Origin of the sequence: Streptomyces sp. 1331.2 (genome assembly GCF_900199205.1) — a bacterium.
Lineage (GTDB): Bacteria > Actinomycetota > Actinomycetes > Streptomycetales > Streptomycetaceae > Kitasatospora.
The window spans coordinates 6561605-6582512 of sequence record NZ_OBMJ01000001.1; the positions used below are offsets into that span (position 1 = coordinate 6561605).

Genomic DNA, 20908 nt, shown 5'->3' on the forward strand with positions numbered 1-20908 from the left:
GGAGGGACAGTCGCGCGAGGGCGGTGGGGCGATGGATCGGTGGGACAGCGGGTCGGTCGGTCGGCGGGGCGGTGGGTCAGGGAGAACGTACGTCCTCGGGGCGGACCACCTCGGTGATGCCGCGCGCGGCCAGGTGCGCCCGGTCCTCGGCGCGCTCGGCGAGCACGGTGGTCGGGCGGGCCCCGGCCTCGGTGAGGCGCATGAACGCCTCGAACACCGGACCGCCGGGGCCGCAGACCGAGCGCTCGGGGGAGTTCACCTCGTCGCCGGTGGCGACCACCACGGCGGTGCCGCGCGGCTTCGGCGGCTGCCAGCAGCGGCGGGCCTCGGCGGCGGCCTCGGCGAGCCGGATGCCGGCCGGCTTGACCATCCGGTCGGTGGTCAACAGGCCCAGGCCGTATTCGAGTTCGGGGAAGTCGGCGAGCGAGCGGTCCACGTCGTGCGAGCACCACCAGGTGACCCCCCACAGGTCCGGGCAGTCCAGCACCGCCTCGACGGTGGCGCCGGTGAAGCGCGCGGCGTCCCCGGGGGCGATGTGCGGGGCGGGCGCTCCGACCTCCTGCAGCCAGACCGGGCGGGCCGGGTCCTCCGCCCAGGCCTTGGACAGCTCGACCAGGTACGCGGCGTGCTGCGCGGTCGCGGTGGAGCGGGCGCCGTAGCGCTGGGCGGTGCCGTTGAACACCCAGGAGTGCACGGCGGTGGCGGCGCCGATCCGGGCCGAGTGCCAGGGCGTGAACGGGTGCTCGTCCAGGTACCAGGCGGCGTCGTAGGAGGCGTGCAGGTGCAGCCGGCCGGGGGCGCCCGCCTCGCAGGCGGCGAGCATCCGGCGCAGCCAGGCCTCGGCCTCGGCGGGGGTGGCCCGGTCCGGGTCGGGGTGCGGGGCGCCGGAGAACTGGTTGATCTCGTTGCCGAGCGTCATCCCGAGGAAGTTGGGCCGCCCGTTCAGCGCCTCGGCGAGGGTGCGCAGGTAGGCGGCCTGGCCGTCGGCGACCTCGGGGTCGGTGAAGAGGTTGCGCCGGTGCCAGGTCCGGGTCCAGGAGGGCAGGAAGTCGAAGCTCGACAGGTGGCCCTGCAGGCCGTCCACCGCGACGTCCAGCCCGCGTTCGCCGGCCGCGTCCACCAGGGCCGCCAACTGGTCGACGGCGCGCGGGCGGATCAGGGTGCGGTTGGGCTGGAACAGCGGCCAGAGCGGGAAGACCCGCACGTGGTCCAGGCCGAGGGCGGCGATGGAGTCGAGGTCGGCGCGTACGGAGTCGAGGTCGAAGTCGAGCCAGTGGTGGAACCAGCCGACGGTGGGGGTGTAGTTGACGCCGAAACGGGGCGCCTGCGGGGTGCCGGTCATCTTCGGTGGATTCCTCGACGGTGGTGGGGCGTACGGACGGTGGGCCGGGGCCGGACTTCGCCTGGGGCGCGTCACAGGACGCCCGAGGGCAGGTCCTAGCCCTTGACGGCTCCCTGCTCGACGCCCTGGAAGAAGAAGCGCTGGCAGACGCCGAACACCACGACGATCGGCAGAAAGGCGATCATGGTGCCGGCCGCGATCAGCCGGGGGTTGGCGGAGAAGGTGCCGTTGAGGTACTGCAGTCCGACGGTGAGGGTGTACTTCTGCGGGTCGTTGAGCACGATCAGCGGCCAGAGGAAGTCGTCCCAGGCGCCGATGAAGGTGAAGATCACGATCACGCTGAGCATGCCGCGCACGTTCGGCAGGCCGATGTGCCACAGCCGCTGCCAGACGTTGGCGCCGTCCACCAGCGCCGCCTGGTCGAGCTCGGCCGGGACGGCGGCGAAGGCGGTGCGCATCAGCAGCACGTTGAGCATCGCGACCGAGCCCGGCAATGCGACGCCGGCCAGGGTGTCGGCCAGGCCGAGGCTGCGCACCAGCACGTACTGGGAGACGATGGTGACCTCGCCGGGCAGGACGAGCGTGGCGAGGAGGAGGCCGAGGAGCAGCTTGGCGCCGCGGAAGCGCAGCCGGGCCAGCGCGTAGCCGGCCAGGGTGCAGCCGACCACGTTGCCGGTGATGCAGACCGCGGCCACGATCACCGAGTTGAGCGCGTAGGTCCACACCGGGACGGTGTCGGCGACCTTGCCGTAGTTGCCGATGGTGGGCTGGTCGGGCAGGAAGGCCGGGGTGCTGGTGTAGACGTCCTCGGCCGGGCCCTTGAGGGAGGTGGACAGCTGCCAGAGGAAGGGGCCGATGACCAGGAGCAGGACGAGCAGCAGGAGCAGGTAGCGGACGGCGGTGTCGGCGGGGGAGGGGGTGTTGAAGCCCCGGGAGCCCTGGGAGCCCCGGGAGCCCCGGGAGCCCCGGGGGCCGTGCACGGCCCTGGTGCGGGCGGTGGACGCGGGAGGGCGGACGCTGGTCGCGGGAGTGCGGCTGGTGGTCACGGGGTCAGGCCGCCTTCCGGTTGAGCCGCATCAGGAACAGCATCGGGCCGAGCGTGACGACGAACAGCAGCAGGCTGAGCGCGGAGGCGTAGCCGAGGTGGCCGTTGAAGCCGCGGCTGTACATCTGGATCAGCATCACCACCGACATGTCCCGCCCGCCGGGGCCGCCCTGGCCGTGTGAGAGCACGTACAGCTCGGAGAAGACGCGCAGCGAACTCACCGAGATCAGCGCGGAGATCAGGACCATGGTCGGCCGGACCCCGGGCAGGGTGACGTGCCGGAACCGGCTCAGCGGCCCGGCACCGTCCACGGCCGCCGCCTCGTGCAGCTCGCGCGGGACGTTGGCGAGGGCGGACAGGTAGATGACCATGTAGTAGCCCAGGCCTTTCCAGACGGTCAGGGCGATCGCGCTGAACAGCAGCAGCCAGCGGCCGGTCAGGAAGGACACCGGGGAGTCGGTCAGCCCGCTCTGCTGGAGCACTCCGTTGACCAGGCCGCGGTCGTCCAGCACCCAGCCCCAGATCAGCGCCACCACGACGGCGGAGGCGATCACCGGGGTGTAGAAGGCGGTGCGGAAGAAGGTGATGCCGGGGATCCTGCGCTGGACGAGCAGGGCGAGCAGCAGCGGCAGGACGGTCAGCAGGGGCAGGCAGACCAGCATGAAGACGATGCTGTTGAGCAGGGCGTCGGCGAGCTGTTCGTCGTCCAGCAGCCGGCCGTAGTTCTCCAGGCCGGTGAACTGCCCACCGCCCAGGGGCTTGGCGTTGGTGAAGGACAGGATCACCGTGTTGACGGCCGGCCAGAGGTTGAAGACGGCCAGCCAGACGATCGCGGGCCCGGCGAGCAGCCAGGGAGTGAACCAACGCCGGTGGGTCATGCGCCTGCCTTCCTGGGCCGGGAGTGGGGCCGGGGGGATGGTGCGGGTGCGGGGCGGGTGCGGGTCGTTCCCGGGAGCGGCGGGTGTGCGGGGCCCGCCGCTGCGCCGGTGCCGGGTGGGGCGGTTGTGTGGCAGCGGGGATCAGCCCCGGGCGTGGGCTCAGCCCTTGAGCAGCTTGTTGCACTGCTCGACGGCGGAGTCCAGCGCCTGCTTGGAGCCGGCGTCGCCGCTCATGGCCAGGGCGATCTGCTGGTTGACGATGGTGCTCATCGCGTCGTCGACCTGGACCGGCTGGATGAGCTTGGCCTCGGCCAGCGACTTGAAGGCGATCACCTTGGCGTCGCCCGCGTTGCTGCCGTCGCTCCTGCTGAAGAACGGGTCGTTCGCCGAAGCCTTGGTGGACGGGAAGATGCTGGTCAGGTGGGCGAAGGCGGCCTGGTTCTCGGCGCTGGTGACCCAGCGGGCGAGGGCGACCGCGGCGGCCGGGTTCTTGGTGCCCTTGGGGATGGACAGGCCCTGGACGTACAGCGGCGGGGTGGCCATCGCGGGGGACGGGACGACCTTCGGGGCGAGCGTCGGGTTGTCGGTGGCGAGGCTGGTGATGTAGTTGGCGCCGGCGGTCGTCCAGGCGACGGTGCCGGCGTTGAAGAGCTTGGAGTTTCCGGCGTAGGTGTTGGTCAGGACGTCGTTCGGCAGCAGGCCCGCCTTGAAGGCGTCGCGGTACTTGTCGAGCAGCGCGGCGGCCTCGGGGGTGTTGAAGGTGAAGCTCTTGCCGTCGTCGGACATGATCTTCACACCGGCGTTGTAGAGGTCGCCGATGCCGGGTTTGCGGCTCATCAAGTAGGCCTTGCCGCCGGACTTCTCCTTCATCACCCGAGCCTGGGCGATCAGTTCGTCCAGGGTGGTCGGAGGCTTCTTCGGGTCCAGGCCGTACTGCGTGAGGAGGTCCGAACTCCAGTAGTTGACATCGGTGTTGAGGTACCAGGGGTAGCCGAAGGTGCCCTGGAGGCCGGCGTAGCGGTAGGCGTCGACGCCGCCGGCGACGTACTCGTCGGCGAGCTTGGGGTCGGCCTTGGCGACGTCCAGCAGGAGGTCCTTCCTGGCGAGCGGGAGGGCGAAGTCGGGCGGGAGGTTGACCACGTCGGGCAGGGTGCCGGCGGCGGCCTGGCTGAGCACCTTGTCGGAGTAGCCCTCGCCGGGCTGGTCGAGCCATTCGACCTCGACGCCGGGGTACTTCTTCTTGAAGCCGTCGATGACGCCCTGCATGTAGTCGGTGAACTTCGGTTTGAGCGCCCAGGTCTGGAGCGAGACCTTGCCCTTGACCTCGCCGGTGGCGGCCGCACTCGCCACTCTGTCGCTGTTCCCGGTGTCGCCGGAACCGAGCCCGCAGCCGGTGAGTGCGGCGGCGGTGAGGGCCGTTGTCGTCAGTGCCGCCCAAATTCTTCGCATGAGGGTCTCCCGGTGGTCCTGGGGTTCTGGGATGGGGTGGGGGGTGTGTTTCAGAACCTGCATAACTAAACCGGTCCAGCTCTGGCAGGGACTATGCTCCGGCCTAAACTTGGCTGTCAAGAGAGGAGTCGGGATCTGTGGGCAGACCGACGATCGCCGACATCGCCCGCCAGGCCGGTGTCTCCAAGGGCGCGGTGTCCTTCGCGCTCAACGGCCGGCCGGGCGTGAGCGAGGCGACCAGGGCCCGGATCCTGCGGGTCGCCGAGGAGATGAACTGGCGCCCGCACAGCGCCGCCCGTGCCCTCGGCGGCGCCAGGGCCGACGCCGTCGGGCTGGTGATCGCCCGCCCGGCCCGCACCATCGGCGTCGAGCCGTTCTTCAGCCAACTGCTCTCCGGGCTCCAGGCGGTGCTCTCGGCGAGCTCCGTCGCGCTGCACCTGATGGTCGTCGAGGACACCGCCGCCGAGATCGAGGTCTACCGCCGCTGGGCCTCCGAGCACCGGGTCGACGGCTTCGTCCTGGTCGACCTGCAGGTCAAGGACCCGCGGCTGCCGGTGCTGGACGAACTCGGGCTGCCCGCCGTCGTCCTGGGCGGGCCCGGCAAGGGCGGCAACCAGCTGCGGATCTGGGCCGACGACCGGGAGGCGATGCTCTCGATCGTCGACTACCTGGCCGCCATCGGGCACCGCCGGATCGCCCACCTCGCCGGGCTGCCGCACTTCCAGCACACCCAGCGGCGGATCCGCGCGCTGCGCGACGCCTCGCGCCGGCTCGGCCTGGAGGAGGCGGTGTCGGTGCCCACCGACTTCAGCGACGCCGAGGGCGCGGCCGCCACCCGCACCCTGCTCTCCCGGGCCCGGCGGCCCACCGCGATCGTGTACGACAGCGACGTGATGGCCGTCGCGGGGCTCGGCGTGGCCGGGGAGATGGGCGTCGCGGTGCCCGGGGAGCTGTCCATCGTCTCCTTCGACGACTCGGTGCTGGCCCGGATCGTCCACCCGCCGCTGACCGCGCTCAGCCGGGACACCTTCGCGCTCGGCGAGCAGGTCGCGCGCAGCCTGCTGGAGGCGCTGGACGAGGCCGGGCCGGGGCGGGACCTGCAGATGCCGACACCGCGGCTGACCGTGCGGGAGTCCACCTCGCCGCCGGGGGGTGGCGGGGCCGGTTCCGTGGCCTGAGCCGCGCTTCCGTCGCGGGTTCCAGCTCCGGTTCCTCCTCCGGAGTGGTTGCTGCGCGAGTCGTTGACAGCGATTCTGAACCGGTTTAGCCTCGCAGCGCCGAGCGGGCCCGCTCGGCGCGCTCTGCTCCGGAATCCTTCGGCCTTCCGGCACGCGTTTCCCGGCACGCGTTTCCCGGCACGCGTTTCCAGCACCGGCACCGCCCGCATGCACCCCGGGCCCCGTACGCGACGGCCGGCCCGCCCCCACCCCCTCCGCGCGATCGGAGCCCCGCATGTCACGACGCCTCCCTCTGCTGCTCAGCGCCGCCTTGGCGACGGCGGTGCTGACCGCCACCCCCGCGGCCTGGGCCGCGCCGCCACCGGCCGCGGCTTCCGCGGTGGTGCCGACCGCCGCGGCCGGCCCGGGCAGCCAGCCCTTCGCCTCCTACTGGTACCCCGGCACCATCCTCACCTGGGACCCGGCCACCGACCCGGACGCCCGCTTCAACCGCTCCCGCGTCCCGCTCCAGCCGCGCACCAGCGACCCGGTGCTCAAGGCCAACCCCAACGCCCGTACCGGCGAAGGGAAGATCGCCTCGCTGGTCTCCTTCGCCCCCACCTCCAACAACCCCTCGCAGGGCTCCGCCGACCCCAACTACTACGCCTTCGGCTACTGGCAGTACGTCGACAAGCTGGTGTTCTGGGGCGGCTCGGCGAGCGAGGGTCTGATCCTCGCCCCCAACCCGACGGTGATCGACGCCGCTCACCGCAACGGCGTCAAGGTCTACGGCACCGTCTTCTTCCCGCCCGCCGCGTACGGCGGCCAGCTCCAGTGGGTGCGCGACTTCGTCCAGAAGTCCGGCAGCCGCTACCCCGTCGCCGACAAGCTCACCCAGGCCGCGCAGTACTACGGTTTCGACGGCTGGTTCATCAACCAGGAGACCGGCGGCGGCGATTCGACCCTCGCCGGCGAGCTGCGCAACCTCATGCAGTACACCAAGGCGCAGAGCGGCACCGAGTTCATGTGGTACGACGCGATGACCACCTCCGGCTCGGTCAACTGGCAGAACGCCCTCACTTCCGCCAACTCGCCCTTCCTGCAGGACGGTTCGAAGCGGACCTCGGACTCGATGTTCCTGAACTTCGACTGGTCGGCCGGCGGCCTGGACTCCTCGCGCACACTCGCCCGCCAACTCGGCCGCAGCGAGTACGAGCTCTACTCCGGCATCGACACCGAGGCCAACGGCTACAACTCCTCGGTGGACTGGAACACCCTCTTCCCGCCCGGCAGCCCGCACACCACCTCGCTGGGCCTCTACCGCCCGGAGTGGACCTGGAAGTCCGCCACCGACCGCGCCGACTTCTACACCAAGGACGCCCGCTACTGGGTCGGCGCCGCCAGCGACCCGTCCCGTACGGATCTTTCGTCGAGCTGGCCCGGCCTGGCCGGCTACGTCGCCGAGTCCTCACCGATCACCGCCAAGCCCTTCGTCACCAACTTCGACACCGGGCAGGGCGACTTCTACAACGCGGCCGGCACCCGGGTGGCCACCGGCGGCTGGAACAACCTCTCGCTCCAGGACGTCCCGCCCACCTACCGTTGGGTGGTCGACTCCGGCGGCAGCAGGCTGACCCCGTCCGTCGACTTCACGGACTCCTACCAGGGCGGCTCCTCGCTGCGGCTCACCGGCACCCTGGACGCCGCCAACACCGTCCGGCTGTACGAGACCAAGCTGCCGGTCGCCGCCACCACCAAGCTGGACCTGGTCGTCAAGACCCCGGCCGCCGGGCCGACCAAGCTCAAGGCCGCCGTCGCCTTCACCGACGCGCCGAACAGCTTCACCACGATCGACGTCGGAGCGGACGCCGGCAGCGGCTGGGAGCGCCACACCCTCGACCTCTCCCCGTACGCGGGCCGCACCATCGCCCAGATCGCGCTCCGGGTCGAGGGCTCCGACCCCGCGTACGACCTGCGGGTCGGCCGAATCGCCGTGTACGACGGCACGGTGGAGACCCCGGCGGCGCCGAGCGGCCTCACCGTGCTCGGCGCGAGCGACGTGACGGCCGGCTCCAGCCAGTCCCTGCGGCTGTCCTGGACGGCGGCGCCCGGCGGCAACGTGCACCACTACGAGGTGTACCGGCGCAACGCCGACGGCAGCCGGACCTTCCTCGGCGCGACGCCCAACGACGCCTACTTCGTCGGCCGCCTCGACCGGGCCGGCGGCGAAGCGGCCACCACGCTGGACGTCGAGGCCGTGTCCACCACCTACGGACGCTCCAACGCGGCCTCGACGAGCGTGGGGTGGAACAGCACGCCGCCGACCTCGGGCAACCTGGCGCTCAACCGGCCGGCCACCGCCTCCGGCCAGTGCAACACCAACGAGGGCCCGGGCAAGGCCGTCAACGGCAGCGTGAACGGCGGTAACAGCGACAAGTGGTGCACGCTGACCTCCGCCAAGTGGCTTGAGGTGGACCTCGGTTCGGCGAAGCAGCTGTCGAAGTTCGTGGTCAAGCACGCGTCGGCGGGCGGCGAGAGCGCCTCGTACAACACCCGTGACTTCTCCGTCCAGGTCCGGTCCGGCACGAGCGACCCCTGGACGACGGTCGCCACCGTCACCGGCAACACCGCCGGTACCACCACCCATCCGGTGAACACCACCGCTCGCTACGTGCGGCTGGTCGTCACCAAGCCGACCCAGAGCACCGATCCGGCCGCCCGCATCTACGAGTTCGAGGCCTGGGGCGTATAGCCCCGCCCTGGTCTTCGGAAGTTCGATCTCCGGAAAGGACCACCCCCGTGCCGGTCACCATCACCGCCGTAGAAAGCACCGACCTGTTCGTCGGCCCCGAGGACGCCCCGCGCCAGCTCCTGCGGGTGACGATCGAGGGCCCGGCCGCCGCCCGGATCACCGTCAGCGGCCCGGGCGTCCGCGGCGAGGCGACCGGCACGGGGCCGGTCGAAGTCCCGCTGGAGATCGCCGCCGAAGCCCGGCCGGGCGACCGGATCCCGGTCACGGTCGGCTGCGAAGACGCCCGTGCGGAAGGGGTGTTGGAGGTTGCCGAACCGGGCTGGACGATGTTCCTGGTCTCGCACTTCCACTACGACCCGGTCTGGTGGAACACCCAGGCCGCCTACACCTCCCCGTGGGACCTGCTCGCCGCCGACGCCACCACCCGGCCCCGCTGGGAGCGCAACGGCTTCGCACTCGTCGACGCCCACCTGGACCTCGCCCTGCGGGACCCGGTGTACAAGTTCGTCCTCGCCGAAGTCGACTACCTGAAGCCGTACTTCGACCAGCATCCCGAACGCCGCGCGACCCTGCGGCTGCTGCTGGAGCGGAGGCAGGTCGAACTCGTCGGCGGCACCTACAACGAGCCGAACACCAACCTCACCGGCGCCGAGGCCACCATCCGCAACCTCGTCCACGGCATCGGCTACCAGCGCGACATCCTCGGCGGCGACCCGCAGACCGCCTGGCAGCTCGACGTGTTCGGACACGACCCGCAGTTCCCCGGCCACCTCGCCGCGGCCGGCCTCACCGGCAGCGCCTGGGCCCGCGGCCCGTTCCACCAGTGGGGCCCGATCCAGAAGAACTTCCGCGAGGCCGAGGACGACGCCCGGGTGATGCAGTTCCCGAGCGAGTTCGAGTGGATCGCCCCCGGCGGCGAGGGCGTGCTCACCCACTACATGCCGCACCACTACTCGGCCGGCTGGTGGATGGACTCCTCGCCCGATCTCGCCACCGCCGAGCAGGCCGTCTACGCGCTGTACCGCAAGCTCAAGCCCGTCGGCGCCACGAAGAACCTGCTGCTGCCCGTCGGGACGGACTACACCCCGCCGAACAAGTGGGTCACCGAGATCCACCGCTCCTGGCCGGCCAAGTACCTCTGGCCCCGGTTCGTCTGCGCCACCCCGCGCGACTTCCTCGACGCCGTCCGTGCCGAACTCGCCTCGACGGGACGGCGACCCAGCCCCCAGACCCGCGACATGAACCCGGTCTACACCGGCAAGGACGTCTCCTACATCGACACCAAGCAGGCCCAACGGGCCGGCGAGGTCGCGGCGGTGGACGCCGAGAAGCTCGCCACCCTCGCCGCCGTCCACGGACTCGGCCGCTACCCGAGCGCGGCGCTGGACAAGGTCTGGCGCCACCTCGCCTACGGCGCCCACCACGACGCCATCACCGGCTCCGAGTCGGACCAGGTGTACCTGGACCTGCTGGGCGGCTGGCGGGAGGCGTACGACCTGGCCGCCGCCGTCCGGGACGCTTCGCTGGACGCGCTCACGGCGCGGATCTCCACGGTGGGGGAGGGGGCGGCCGTCGTGGTCACCAACACGCTCTCCTTCGACCGGAGTGACCTGGTGACGGTCGAACTCCCCGCCGGTGTACGGTCGGTGAGGGTCGTGGACGATGTAGGTGCGGCCGTACCGAGCGCCGTCGACCGGGGGACGCTGCGGTTCCTCGCCTCCTCCGTGCCGGCGCTCGGCTGGCGCACCTGGCGCCTGGTGGACGGCGACGCGGAGCAGCCCTGGACGGCGGCGGAGGGCGTCTGCATCACCAACCAGCGGTACCGCGTCACCGCCGACCCGGCGCGCGGCGGCGGGCTCTCCTCCGTCTACGACCTCCGGTACGAGCGGGAGTTGATCCAGGACGGCCGGATCGGCAACGAACTGCGGGTGTACGAGGAGTACCCGCAGCACCCCGACTTCGGCGAGGGCCCCTGGCACCTGGTGCCGAGCGGCCCGGTCGTCGGCTCCGGCGATTCCAAGGCTGCATCCGTCCGCCGGGAGACCGGGCCGCTCGGCGAGCGCCTGGTGATCGAGGGGACGGTCGACTCCGTCCGGTACGCGCAGACCGTGACGCTGTGGCGCGGCCTCGACCGGGTGGACTGCCGCACCCGGGTCCTGGACCACTCCGGCTCCGACCGGCTGCTACGGCTGCGCTTCCCGGTCGACGTCCCCGGCGGCCTGCCGGTGAGCGAGGTCGCGGGCGCGGTCATCGGGCGCGGCTTCGCGATGCCCGAGGTGGACTCGGCGGAGGCGCCGTGGACGCCGGACAATCCGGCCCACACCTGGTTCGGGGTGGGCGCCACGGCGCGGGCCGTGCTGACCGACACGACCGGGACGGTGATCGGCTCGCGCGCCCTCGGCGTGGCGGAAGTCGTCGTCCCGACCCTGGACGAAGCCGCCGACGCCCGCCCGCTGGTGGTCGCCCTCGCCCGGGTCGGGGTCACCGCCACGACCTCGGCGGCGGACTGGGCCCGGTACGGCTGGCTGGCGGTGGACTCCAACCTGCCGGACTTCCGGATCGTCGTCGGTGCGCCAGAAGTCAACGATGTGGCACGGGAGTTGATCGAGCGGGCGGGCGAGGAGTGCGCGGCCGTGCTCAAGGCGCACGGCGCGGTGTGGGTGCCGGCGCTGACCCCGCTCGCCGAGGTCTGGCGGCCGGATGCCGACCTGCGCGACCTGCGGTCGCTGCCCGCGCTGATCGTGTCCGACCTCTCCTCGCTGGTCGACGACCTCGCCGACGCCCGGATCACCGTCGTCTGCCCCTCCGTCGTCTGCCCCTCCGTCGTCCGCCCGTCCGTCGTCGACGACCAACTCGCCGACCACACCGTGGCCTTGCTCAGCTTCGGCCTGCCCGGCTTCGCGGTGGACACCACCGGCGCCCTGCACCTGTCGCTGATGCGGTCCTGCACCGGCTGGCCGTCCGGCGTCTGGATCGACCCGCCCCGGCGCACCCTGCCCGACGCTACCTCCTTCCAACTCCAGCACTGGACCCATGAGTTCAGCTACGCACTGGTGGGCGGTGAGGGCGACTGGCGGGACCAGACCCTGCCTGCGCAGGGCCAGGAGTTCAACCACCCGCTGTACGCGCGGATCACCCCGGCCCAGGACGGCCCACTCCCGGCCACCCTCTCCTGGCTGCGGGTCGAGCCGCAGCGCGAGGTGCTGCTCGGCGCCCTCAAACCGGCCGGAAACCCGATCGCACGGGGCTCGGCGGCCCCGGCCGGGTGTGACGGCAGGGGCGACCTCACCGTGCGCCTGGTCGAGTCCACGGGCCTCGGGCGGACGGCACAGCTCGGCGGCGCTCTGGGCCTGGGTGACCTGCGCTCCGCCGACCTGCTGGAACACCCGTACGGTCCAGCCGATTTGAACCTCCCCGGCTCCCGGATCGCCACCCTGCTCGCCGCGCCCAGCGTCACGGCACCGGCCGACGGACCGACGCTCGGACCGACCGCCGAACCCGCCCAGCCGGTCCATGCCCGCTACTGGCTGCACAACCGGGGCCCGGCACCGCTCGGCTACCTGCCGGTGTCCGTCGGGGCCTCGCCCGGGCTGCTGCGGACGGCGGGGGAGGCGGTGACGCTCTCCGTCGCCCTCTCCTCGCAACTGCAGGACGCAGCCGTCGAGGGCACGGTCACCGTACTGCCGCCCGACGGCTGGGCCACCAGCCTCGGCAGCCACCCGTACCGGCTCGCACCCGCTGGTCACCTGCGCTTCCCGGTCACCCTCACCCCGCCGGCCGACGCCCAGCCCGGGCTGCACTTCGCCGTCGTCCGGATCGAACACGGCGGCCAGCAGATCGAGGACGTGGTCACGATCGCCGTCGGCGACCTGCCCGACCTGCTGCCCCTCCCCGGGGACGCCCCCGAGGACTGGACGGCCGCCCAGGGCACCAAGGCCACCACCGGACGTGCCACCGGCCTGGACGTCACCGTCTCCACCGAGACCGTCCGCGTCACCCCCGGCGGCCGATCCGTGCTGAGCCTCACCCTAACCAACCGCACCCGCGGCGAGATCCGCGGCGAGCTGCAACTGGTCTCGCCCTGGGGCACCTGGGAGGCTGTCGCCGACCCGGTCCGCGGCTTCACCGTTCCGGCCGGCTCCTCCACGGTGGTCGACTTCACGGTGTCCGCCGCCGAATCCGCCGAGCCCGGCTCGTTCTGGGCCCTCGCCAAGGTGATGTGGTTCGGCCGCTGCCAGTACGCCCCGACGGTGGCCCTGGTGGTGGAGGCATGACGGCCGTCCTCGGCCTGCTCGACGGCTACCCCCTCCTGCCCACTGCCCCACCCGACGACCACCACCGCCACTGAGGCGCCGACGGTTTCAGCGGGCGGCGGCCGGCGCGGACGGCTGGGGGTGGCGGGTGGGCGGCCGCGGGTGGGGTCGTCAGCGGTGGGGGAGGGGGAAGCCGGCGGCACGGAGTTTGGCCTCGGTGAGGGCGGTGAGGCGGGCGGAAATGGGTGCCTGGGCCTCGCGGTGGTTGTTGATCAGTCGGTATTGGGCGGCGGCCCTGCTCCAGGCGCGGAGGCTGGCGGGGTTGCCGAGGAGGGCGGGGTTGGCGAGGTAGTGGTCGGCCATGGCGGTGGCGAGTTCTTCGATCCGCGGGTCGTCCGGTTCCCAGGACTCGGCTTCCCAGCCGCGTTTGGTCAGTTCGACGGACTCGGGGTCGTCGAGGCGGTGTTCGAGTTGGGTGAGGAAGCCGTCGAAGCCCTCCGGTACGAGCGCCCGGGCGAGGACCAGGGCTTCGCGTTGGGCGGCCACGTAGTCGGGGCCGAAGCCGAGGCCGGGCATGCGTTCCAGGATGGTGCAGGCGCGGTCGGGCAGGAGGGCGCGGTCGCCGGCGGCGAGGCGGTGCAGGGTGTCGCGGCGTGCGGTGAGGTCGGCGATCCGTTCGGTGAGGCGCCGTTCGACGTCGGCGAGGGTGGCGGCGAAGTCGTCCGCGTCGGCGTCGAGGAGGGGCCCGATCTCGGCGAGTGGCACCCCGGCGGCGGCCAGCGCCCGGACCTGGACCAGCCGCAGCAACTCCTCCGAGCCGTACCGGCGGTAGCCGGAGCCGTCGCGCTCCGGTTCGGCGACCAGCCCGTGCCGGTGGTAGTGCCGCACCGTCTTCACCGTGACGCCGACGAACGCCGCCGCCTGTCCTATCGTGACTCCGTTGATCATCCGCTCAGCCTGCCTTGTGTTCGGCCGGTCCGCCACGGAAGACCTCGTCGACGAGGCGCTGCTGGGCCTGCTGGAACGCCGCGGCTATGGACACGTCGGGGTCGTCCACGTAGTTCAGCCCGGCGGTGAGGGTGGTGCGGCCGTCGGGCGTGCTGTACATCAGCGCGGCCGAGCCGATGGTGGCGCCGTTGTGGTGGAAGAGGGTGCCGCCTGCGCCCGTGTCCTGGACGAACACGCCCAGGCCGTAGCCGGCCTTCGCCTCCGGGGTGCGCATCTCCGCCAGCAGCCCGGCGGGCAGCAGCCTGCCGCCCATCAGGGCGGAGAAGTACGTGTGCAGGTCCCGGGTGGTGGAGATCATGTCGCCGCCGCCCGACACCCAGGAGGGGTTGTGGCGGGTGATGTCGATCGTCCTCTGCTGCCCGGCGTCCTCGTAGCGGTAGTAGCCGTGGTGGTGCGGCTCGGGGAGCTCCGGGGAGGTGCCCGGCGCCACCGTGCCGGTCATGCCCAGCGGCCGCAGGACCAGCCGCCGGAACTCCTCGGCGAACGGACGGCCGGTCACGCTCTCGACCACCAGGCGGGCCAGCACGTAGTTGGTGTTGGCGTAGCTCCAGTCCGTCCCCGGCGCGAACCGCGGCGGCTTGGACAGCGACAGCCGCACCAGCTCCTCCGCCGGGTAGGAGCGGAACCGGCCGTCCACCCACTCCTTGCCGCGCCAGGCGACCCCGGGCTCGAAGGTCCCGTCCGCGCCGAGCTCGCCGGTGTGGTTGAAGATGCCGCTGGTGTGCTGCAGCAGCATCCGCACGGTGATCCGCCGGTCCAGCCCGAACCCGGGCAGGTAGCCGACGACGGGGGCGTCGAGGCCGATCCTGCCCTCGGCCACCAGCAGGAGCACCGTGGTCGCGACGAAGCTCTTGGTGATGCTGCCGACCCGGAAGTGTCCCTCGGTCAACGGCGCGGAGGTCCCGCCCAGTTCGCGCACCCCGGCCCCGCCGACCCACTCGCCCCGCTCGTCGTTCACCCGCAGCTGCACGCCGAGGAACCCCGACGCGACGATCTCCTCCATCGCCTGCCGCAGCTCCGGACGGTGCTGCCCCTGCACGGAAAGGGTGACGGTCATGATTGCTCCTCCAGGTGGGACGGTTCCGACTCGCTGTCGGGCCGTTGCGAGGAGCTTTCACCCTGACCCAGGGTCAACCTCAACTGTGTCCCGGCTCACAGCACCCGACCCCGACGGGGACCGGCACTGATCGGAACGGCCCGGCACTGATCGGTGCTGACCGGGCCTGCCACGGCCGGGGTGGAACTCCGGTCAGATCGAGGCGGTCGGGGAGCGGAAGGCACGGCGGTAGTCGGTGGGGGTGACGCCGACGCGGGCGGTGAAGTGGCGGCGGAGGTTGGTGGCGCTGCCGAGGCCGCTGCGTTCGCCGATCTGTTCCACGGGCAGGTCGGTGGCTTCGAGGAGGGACTGGGCGCGGGCGAGGCGCTGGTTGAGGAGCCACTGGAGCGGGGTGGTGCCGGTGGCGGCCTGGAGGCGGCGGAAGAAGGTGCGGGGACTCATCCTGGCCCGGCGGGCCAACTCGTCGGTGGTGATGGGGCGGTCGAGGTTCTCGGTGGCCCAGGAGAGGACGGGGGAGAGGCTGTCGTCGTCGGCCACGGGGATGGCGAGATCGACGAACTGGGCCTGTCCGCCCGGGCGGTGGGCGGGCACCACCAGCTTGCGGGCCAGCTGGTTGGCCACGTGGGCGCCGAGGTCGCGCCGGACGAGGTGCAGGCAGAGGTCGAGCCCGGCGGCGACGCCGGCGCTGGTGAGCACGTCGCCGTCGTCGACGTAGAGCACGCCGTCGTCCACGGTGACGGCAGGGTAGCGGCGGGCCAGGTCGGCGGTGTGCGACCAGTGCGCGGTGGCCCGTCGGCCGTCCAGCAGGCCGGCGGCCGCGAGCGCGAAGGCGCCGGTGCACAGGGACACCATCCGTGCGCCGGCCTGGGCGGCGCGACGGAGTTCGGCCACCAGTGCGGGCGGCACCTCGCGTTCGCCGGTCACACAGGTGTCCGGGACGGAGGTGACGATCACGGTGTCGGCCCCGGCGAGCGCGTCCCAGCCGTACTCGGCGCGCAGCGAGAAGCCGAAGCCGCCGGGGGCCGGGGGCGGGGCCGGGGCGTCCGGGGTCTCGGCGCACAGTCGCAGTTCGTACCAGCGGTCGGCGAGCTCGGGCTGCGGGATGCCGAAGACCGCGCAGGCCATGCCGAGTTCGTACAGGTCCCAGAGCGGGAGCTCGGCATGGTCGAGGACGGCGACGGCCACGGTGCCGGGACCAGTGGCGGGGCCGAAGCCGGGACCAGCTGTGGGACCGGTGGCGGGAACGGACATGGCGGTGGATACCTCCCTGGCAGGAACCGTTCGGTGAAGGGCAATCCTGCCACTGTCGGCGGCGTTCGGCCATTGCGAAAGTAGGTGATGTCGATCAAGGCCCGGGCGCGCCCGGCCCGTTGAACCACCGGAAGCAGGAGAACACCATGTCGAACGAGCCGTCGAACGAGTCGTCCAACGAGCTGGCGCGTGAATCCGTCACCGTCCTCGGCCTCGGCGCGATGGGCACCGCGCTGGCGGGCGCCTTCCTCGCCGCCGGCCACCCGACCACCGTCTGGAACCGTACGGCCGCCAAGGCCGAGCCGCTGGTCGCGCGCGGTGCCGTCGCAGCCGCCTCGCCCGAGGCCGCGGTGACGGCCAGCCAGCTGATCGTCGCCTGCGTGCTGGACTACGACACGCTGCGCTCCGTGCTGGCCGGTCAGGAGGCGGCGCTCGCCGGGCGGACCCTGGTGAACCTCACCTCCGGCTCGCCCGAGCAGGCCCGGGAGATGGCCGAGTGGGCCGCCGGGCTGGGCCTGGCCTACCTGGACGGCGCCATCATGATCACCCCGCCCGGCATCGGAGGCCCGGACGCCACGGTGCTCTACAGCGGCGCACCGGACGTCCTGACCCGCCATCACGCGACGCTCGCCGCCCTCGGCGAGCCGGTGGAGCTCGGCCCGGACGCCGGGGTCGCCGGCCTGTACGACGCGGCGCTGCTCGGCCTGATGTGGTCCGCGCTGAGCGGCTGGCTGCACGGCGTCGCGCTGGTCGGCGCGGACGGTGTCCGGGCCGCCGACTTCACGCCGGTGGCCAACCGTTGGCTGTCCGGCGCGGTGGCCGGGTTCATCAGCCGCTACGCCGCTCAGACCGATGCCCGCAGCTACCCGGGCGACGACGCCAGCCTGGACATCCACCTGGCCGCGATGGAGCACCTGCTGCACGCCAGCCACGCGCGCGGCATCGACACCACCCTGCCGGAGGTCTTCGCCGGCCACGTCCGCCAGGCCATCGACGCCGGCCACGGGGCCGACAGTTACGCGCGCCTCATCGAGGTCATCGAGAAGTGAGCGCTCCTTCCACCACGCTGATGCCGGATACTGTTCGTATGCTCATCGAACCGTCAACTGTTGCTCCCCTGAATACCGTTGTTCCCGTTGCTTCCGTTGTGGGCGTCAGCGGCCCCGCTGCCCCCCCGCTCTCCCGGGCCGACTGGGCCGCGCTGGTGGTCGAGGCCGCCGCGACGACCACCAGCGCCCTCGAACGGGCCGCCGATGCCGACTGGACTCGTCACGCCGCCGGCAGCGACTGGTCAGCCCGGGCCATGCTGGACCACCTCGCGCTCGGCGTGCTGGGCTACGCGGGCCTGCTGACCGCTCGCCCCACCGACCGCTACATCACCCTGTTCGGCTCCCTGGACCCGGGCGCCCCGATCCCGCACTGCCTGGAGGGCCTGCGCATCGCGGGCAGCCTGCTCGCCGCCACCGTGCGGGACACCCCGCCGGAGGCCAGGGCCTGGCACCCCTGGGGCCACGCGGACGGTCCGGGCTTCGCGGCCATGGCCGTGGTCGAACTCCTCGTCCACGGCTGGGACCTGACCCAGGCATTCGAGCTCGACTGGCAGCCACCGGAGCACCTTGCGGGCCCGGCCGTGGCCAGGCTGTTCCCGGAGGCGCCGACGGGCCACGGCAACGCCGAGACCCTGCTCTGGTGCACCGGCCGGACCGCTCTCCCCGGGCACCCCCGTCGCCCGGCCGAGGGCTGGCAGTGGGACGGGCGGGTGCGCTGAGCCCGGGGGCTCCCCACGTCGACGTGCGCAAGCGACTCACCTCCTTGCGGGCCACTCCTTCGGCGGCCCCTGGTGCCCCTCACCCTCCCCCTTCAGCACGGTCCTCCGGTAGTGCCGATCGGCAGATCTCCGCCGCATGCGGGGGTGCCGATCGGCAGCCCCGGCGGATGCCCGCCCGGGCGGCCGGACAGAGCCGGCGGTCGGCCGCCCCTCCCCCCTGGGGGCGGCCGCCGTCCTGGCGGAGTCCACGACCCGGCCCCGGTCGCCCTGCGGGGGTTGCGGGCGACCGGGGCCGGGGGATCAGGGGTGACGCACCTGCGTTCGCCGGTGCCGTCAGTGCTGCAGGATCTCGCCCAGGTACCCGCCGCAGCCGTTGGTGGTGTACATCGACGCGACCCACCACCCTGCCGGGACCGTCGAGTTGGCGCACACGTTGATGCCGTTGAACAGGTTGTTGGTGATGATCTCCACCAGGTGCCCGCCGCAGCCGTTGCTCTGCTGCGTCGAGGTGATCACGTACCCGGCCGGGATCGGCGAGTCACCGCAGACGTTGATGCCGGGGAACGGCGTGTTGAGGTTCTCCGACAGGTGTCCGCCGCAGCCGTTGCTCTGCTGCTCCGCGGTGATGACGTAGCCGGCCGGGACGGTGGAGTCGGCGCAGACGTCGATGCCGTTGAAGAGGCTGTTGGTGATGGTCTCGGCCAGGTGCCCGCCGCAGCTGTTGGTCTGGTTCTCGGCGAGGATCACCCAGCCGGCCGGAACGGTCGAGTCGGCGCACACGCCGATCCCGGGGAACAGCTCGTTGCTGATGTACCCGCCCAGGTGGCCGCCGCAGCTGTTGGTCTGCTGCTCGGAGAGGATCACGTAGCCCGGCGGTATGGGGGAGTCCATACAGATGCCCATGCGCGAGGCGGCGATGTTGATCGTCTGGGCCAGGTGGCCGCCGCAGCTGTTGCTGGTCTGCTCCGAGGTGATCACGTAGGCGGGCGGGATCGGGGAGCCGCCGCAGATGCCGATGCCGTTGAACGGCGGCTGGACGGTCAGTTCCAGGTAGCCACCACAACTGTTGCTCGTGCGCTCGGCGGTGATCACCTGCCCGGGCGGGACGGGCGAGTTGCCGCAGATCGTGGCGGCCGAGGCGGGCGCGGCGAACGCCACCAGCCCGCCCGCGAGGACGGCCAGCGTGGCGACGATGCGTCCGAGCCACTGTGCGAGGGGTTTCATAGCGGTCTCCCGGAAAGGGTGTGGACGGTTCCCGGACGGGGCTGGTGGTGCACCTGTGAGTCCGGCGGTCCCGGTGCGCCCACCACAGTGGCGGGCCGGTCGGTCGTGGCCAACACCGTCGGGACTCGGACAAACAATCACGGAAAAAGATCAACCCCTGGTCACCGGGCAGATGGTTGCGGACAATTTCGTCCGGACAATCAATCAGCGCGAAGCCGCAGTACGGGGGAGGGCAGCACCGGTGGGCCGCAGACAACGGAGCCTGGACCCCGGCGCGGGGCCGGTCGCGGAGTTCGCCCTGCGACTGCGCGCCCTGCGCGAGCGGGCCGGCGACCCGACCTTCGCCACGATGAGCCGGCGCGTGCACCGCTCGACCACGGTCCTCTCCGAGGCCGCCGGCGGCGTGGACCTGCCGACCTGGGCGACGGTCGAGGCCTTCCTGGAGGCCTGCGGGGAGACCGACCCCGCCCCGTGGCGCGACCACTGGGAGCGGGCGCGCGACGCGCTGGGCGAGCCGGCCACCTCGGAGGACGGCTCCGTCCCCGCACGGCCCGCCGACGCCGGACCGCCCCGGCCGCCGGCCCTACGGCCCGTCTCCTCGGCCACCCCGCGGTGGTGGACCTCACGGCCCGCCACCGCGGCCGCAGCCCTCGTCGTCGGCCTCACCGCAGGCCTGCTGACGGGCCTCCGACTCCCGCGCGACACCGCTTCGGCCGAGGCCGGCCCCCAGCCGACACCCTCCCGGGCACTGCCCACCGTCGTCGTCGTCCCGCCGCCCGCACCGCTGCCCTGGCCGGCCGCCGGCTCCGGCTGCGACGCCCGCACCCACTGGGTCTACCAGTACGACCACAGCTACCAGGGCCAGGTCTACGCCCTGCTCGCCCGCCCCGACGGCAAGCCCGCCGACACCCCGGTGACCCTCACCTGGGGCGCCTGGCGCTGGCAGCACCCGGTGACGGTCCAACCGGGCACCCCGGCCCAGACCACCGGCGGCACCCTCCTCCTCTACACCAAACTCGACACCAGCCTGCGCGACCCCCTGGTCACCGTCGACACCGCCGACCCCGTCTGCGCCGCCTTCGGCACCGCCGGCCCCACCTCCGTCGCCCCCCTCACCACCGTCGACGCCAACCAGGGCTGGACCGGCGCCGAACCGACGGCGGAGACCCCGGACGCCGGCTGACGGTCCCCGGAACACGAAAGCGGCCTCCGCCCGTTCAGGGGGCGGAGGCCGCTTCTCCCACGGGCGTGTCGTGGTCCTACGGCAGTTCCCGGCCGGGTGGAACATGACCCAGTTCGCCGACCATTCGGAGATCCCGATCCCGCTCGTTCGCCAGGCGGTGAAGGCCGGCGTGAACGGGATATCGGATGACGCACCAGGAACCTCCACTGTCGATGTCGGCCGAATAAGGCCGCAGTGGAGCTTACCGACACATTCTGCCGTGACAGAAAGTGCATGAACTCGCGAAGTCGAGAGGTATGCGGCCTGCAATGGACTGCCGTTAGCCATGCATAGTCAGTAAATTCCGACGCATCGTCAGCAAGCGCCCAGGCTGTTCGAAAACGTGACATAGTGCCTGCTCAGAACGGGTCGGAAGTTGGCGTAATGTCAGACTCTCTGGTTCGATGGCCCGGATTCCGTTGTGATCGCCGGGGGTGGCGAAGCGATCGTTCCGAGGTGTCCTCCACCCCCCTTGACGCGCCGTCCCAGCGAGTCGGTCCGC

Annotated in this window: 14 protein-coding genes; 6 read left to right on the forward strand and 8 right to left on the reverse strand. The window is 72.1% G+C overall.

Going from position 1 to position 20908, the window contains the following annotated elements; translation table 11 throughout:
- Positions 1 to 76: 76 nt before the first annotated feature.
- The 4 genes from CRP52_RS28635 to CRP52_RS28650 all read right to left on the reverse strand — a co-directional run bounded on the left by CRP52_RS28635 (position 77) and on the right by CRP52_RS28650 (position 4714).
- The gene (locus CRP52_RS28635; protein WP_097239033.1) at positions 77 to 1342 is read right to left on the reverse strand and encodes a glycoside hydrolase 5 family protein; all 1266 of its coding nucleotides are present in this window, start codon (positions 1340 to 1342) and stop codon (positions 77 to 79) included.
- Between the two features lie 95 nt (positions 1343 to 1437).
- Positions 1438 to 2388, reverse strand: coding sequence for a carbohydrate ABC transporter permease (locus tag CRP52_RS28640; RefSeq protein WP_257032896.1), 951 nt, complete (start codon positions 2386 to 2388; stop codon positions 1438 to 1440).
- A 4-nt stretch (positions 2389 to 2392) separates the two neighbouring features.
- Positions 2393 to 3265 carry a carbohydrate ABC transporter permease gene (locus tag CRP52_RS28645; RefSeq protein ID WP_097239034.1) on the reverse strand — a complete coding sequence of 291 codons (873 nt, stop codon included), beginning with the start codon at positions 3263 to 3265 and terminating at the stop codon, positions 2393 to 2395.
- A 159-nt stretch (positions 3266 to 3424) separates the two neighbouring features.
- The gene (locus tag CRP52_RS28650) at positions 3425 to 4714 is read right to left on the reverse strand and encodes an ABC transporter substrate-binding protein (protein WP_097239035.1); all 1290 of its coding nucleotides are present in this window, start codon (positions 4712 to 4714) and stop codon (positions 3425 to 3427) included.
- Positions 4715 to 4851: 137 nt separating this feature from the next.
- Here CRP52_RS28650 and CRP52_RS28655 point away from each other — a divergent pair, with 137 nt between their 5' ends.
- From CRP52_RS28655 to CRP52_RS28665, 3 genes are all read left to right on the forward strand, one after another.
- Complete coding sequence (locus CRP52_RS28655) at positions 4852 to 5892, forward strand: LacI family DNA-binding transcriptional regulator (RefSeq protein WP_097239036.1); 1041 nt, start codon at positions 4852 to 4854, stop codon at positions 5890 to 5892.
- A 274-nt stretch (positions 5893 to 6166) separates the two neighbouring features.
- On the forward strand, positions 6167 to 8623 hold the full coding sequence (locus CRP52_RS28660) for an endo-beta-N-acetylglucosaminidase (RefSeq protein ID WP_097239037.1): 2457 nt from the start codon (positions 6167 to 6169) through the stop codon (positions 8621 to 8623).
- 47 nt (positions 8624 to 8670) lie between these two features.
- Complete coding sequence (locus tag CRP52_RS28665) at positions 8671 to 12897, forward strand: glycoside hydrolase family 38 C-terminal domain-containing protein (RefSeq protein WP_097239038.1); 4227 nt, start codon at positions 8671 to 8673, stop codon at positions 12895 to 12897.
- Between the two features lie 150 nt (positions 12898 to 13047).
- On the opposite strand, the gene CRP52_RS28670 is transcribed toward CRP52_RS28665, so the two are convergent.
- The 3 genes from CRP52_RS28670 to CRP52_RS28680 all read right to left on the reverse strand — a co-directional run bounded on the left by CRP52_RS28670 (position 13048) and on the right by CRP52_RS28680 (position 16126).
- On the reverse strand, positions 13048 to 13824 hold the full coding sequence (locus CRP52_RS28670) for a MerR family transcriptional regulator (RefSeq protein WP_097239039.1): 777 nt from the start codon (positions 13822 to 13824) through the stop codon (positions 13048 to 13050).
- 4 nt (positions 13825 to 13828) lie between these two features.
- Positions 13829 to 14941: a serine hydrolase domain-containing protein gene (locus tag CRP52_RS28675; protein WP_097239040.1), complete on the reverse strand. Its 1113-nt coding sequence runs from the start codon at positions 14939 to 14941 to the stop codon at positions 13829 to 13831.
- Between the two features lie 192 nt (positions 14942 to 15133).
- Positions 15134 to 16126 (reverse strand): helix-turn-helix domain-containing protein, encoded by a 993-nt coding sequence (locus CRP52_RS28680; RefSeq protein WP_441349064.1) that lies wholly within the window; start codon positions 16124 to 16126, stop codon positions 15134 to 15136.
- A 212-nt stretch (positions 16127 to 16338) separates the two neighbouring features.
- On the opposite strand from CRP52_RS28680, the gene CRP52_RS28685 reads away from it, so the two are divergent.
- Complete coding sequence (locus tag CRP52_RS28685) at positions 16339 to 17241, forward strand: NAD(P)-dependent oxidoreductase (protein WP_097239042.1); 903 nt, start codon at positions 16339 to 16341, stop codon at positions 17239 to 17241.
- A 98-nt stretch (positions 17242 to 17339) separates the two neighbouring features.
- Positions 17340 to 17960, forward strand: a complete 621-nt coding sequence (locus CRP52_RS28690; RefSeq protein ID WP_257032897.1) for a maleylpyruvate isomerase N-terminal domain-containing protein — start codon at positions 17340 to 17342, stop codon at positions 17958 to 17960.
- A gap of 333 nt (positions 17961 to 18293) precedes the next feature.
- Here the strand turns inward: CRP52_RS28690 and CRP52_RS28695 are convergent, their stop codons facing one another.
- A complete protein-coding gene (locus CRP52_RS28695; RefSeq protein ID WP_097239044.1) occupies positions 18294 to 19184 on the reverse strand; it encodes a hypothetical protein in 891 nt (296 codons plus the stop codon).
- Positions 19185 to 19425: 241 nt separating this feature from the next.
- Between CRP52_RS28695 and CRP52_RS28700 the strand changes: the two genes are divergently transcribed.
- The gene (locus tag CRP52_RS28700; RefSeq protein ID WP_097239045.1) at positions 19426 to 20367 is read left to right on the forward strand and encodes a helix-turn-helix domain-containing protein; all 942 of its coding nucleotides are present in this window, start codon (positions 19426 to 19428) and stop codon (positions 20365 to 20367) included.
- Positions 20368 to 20908: the final 541 nt, after the last annotated feature.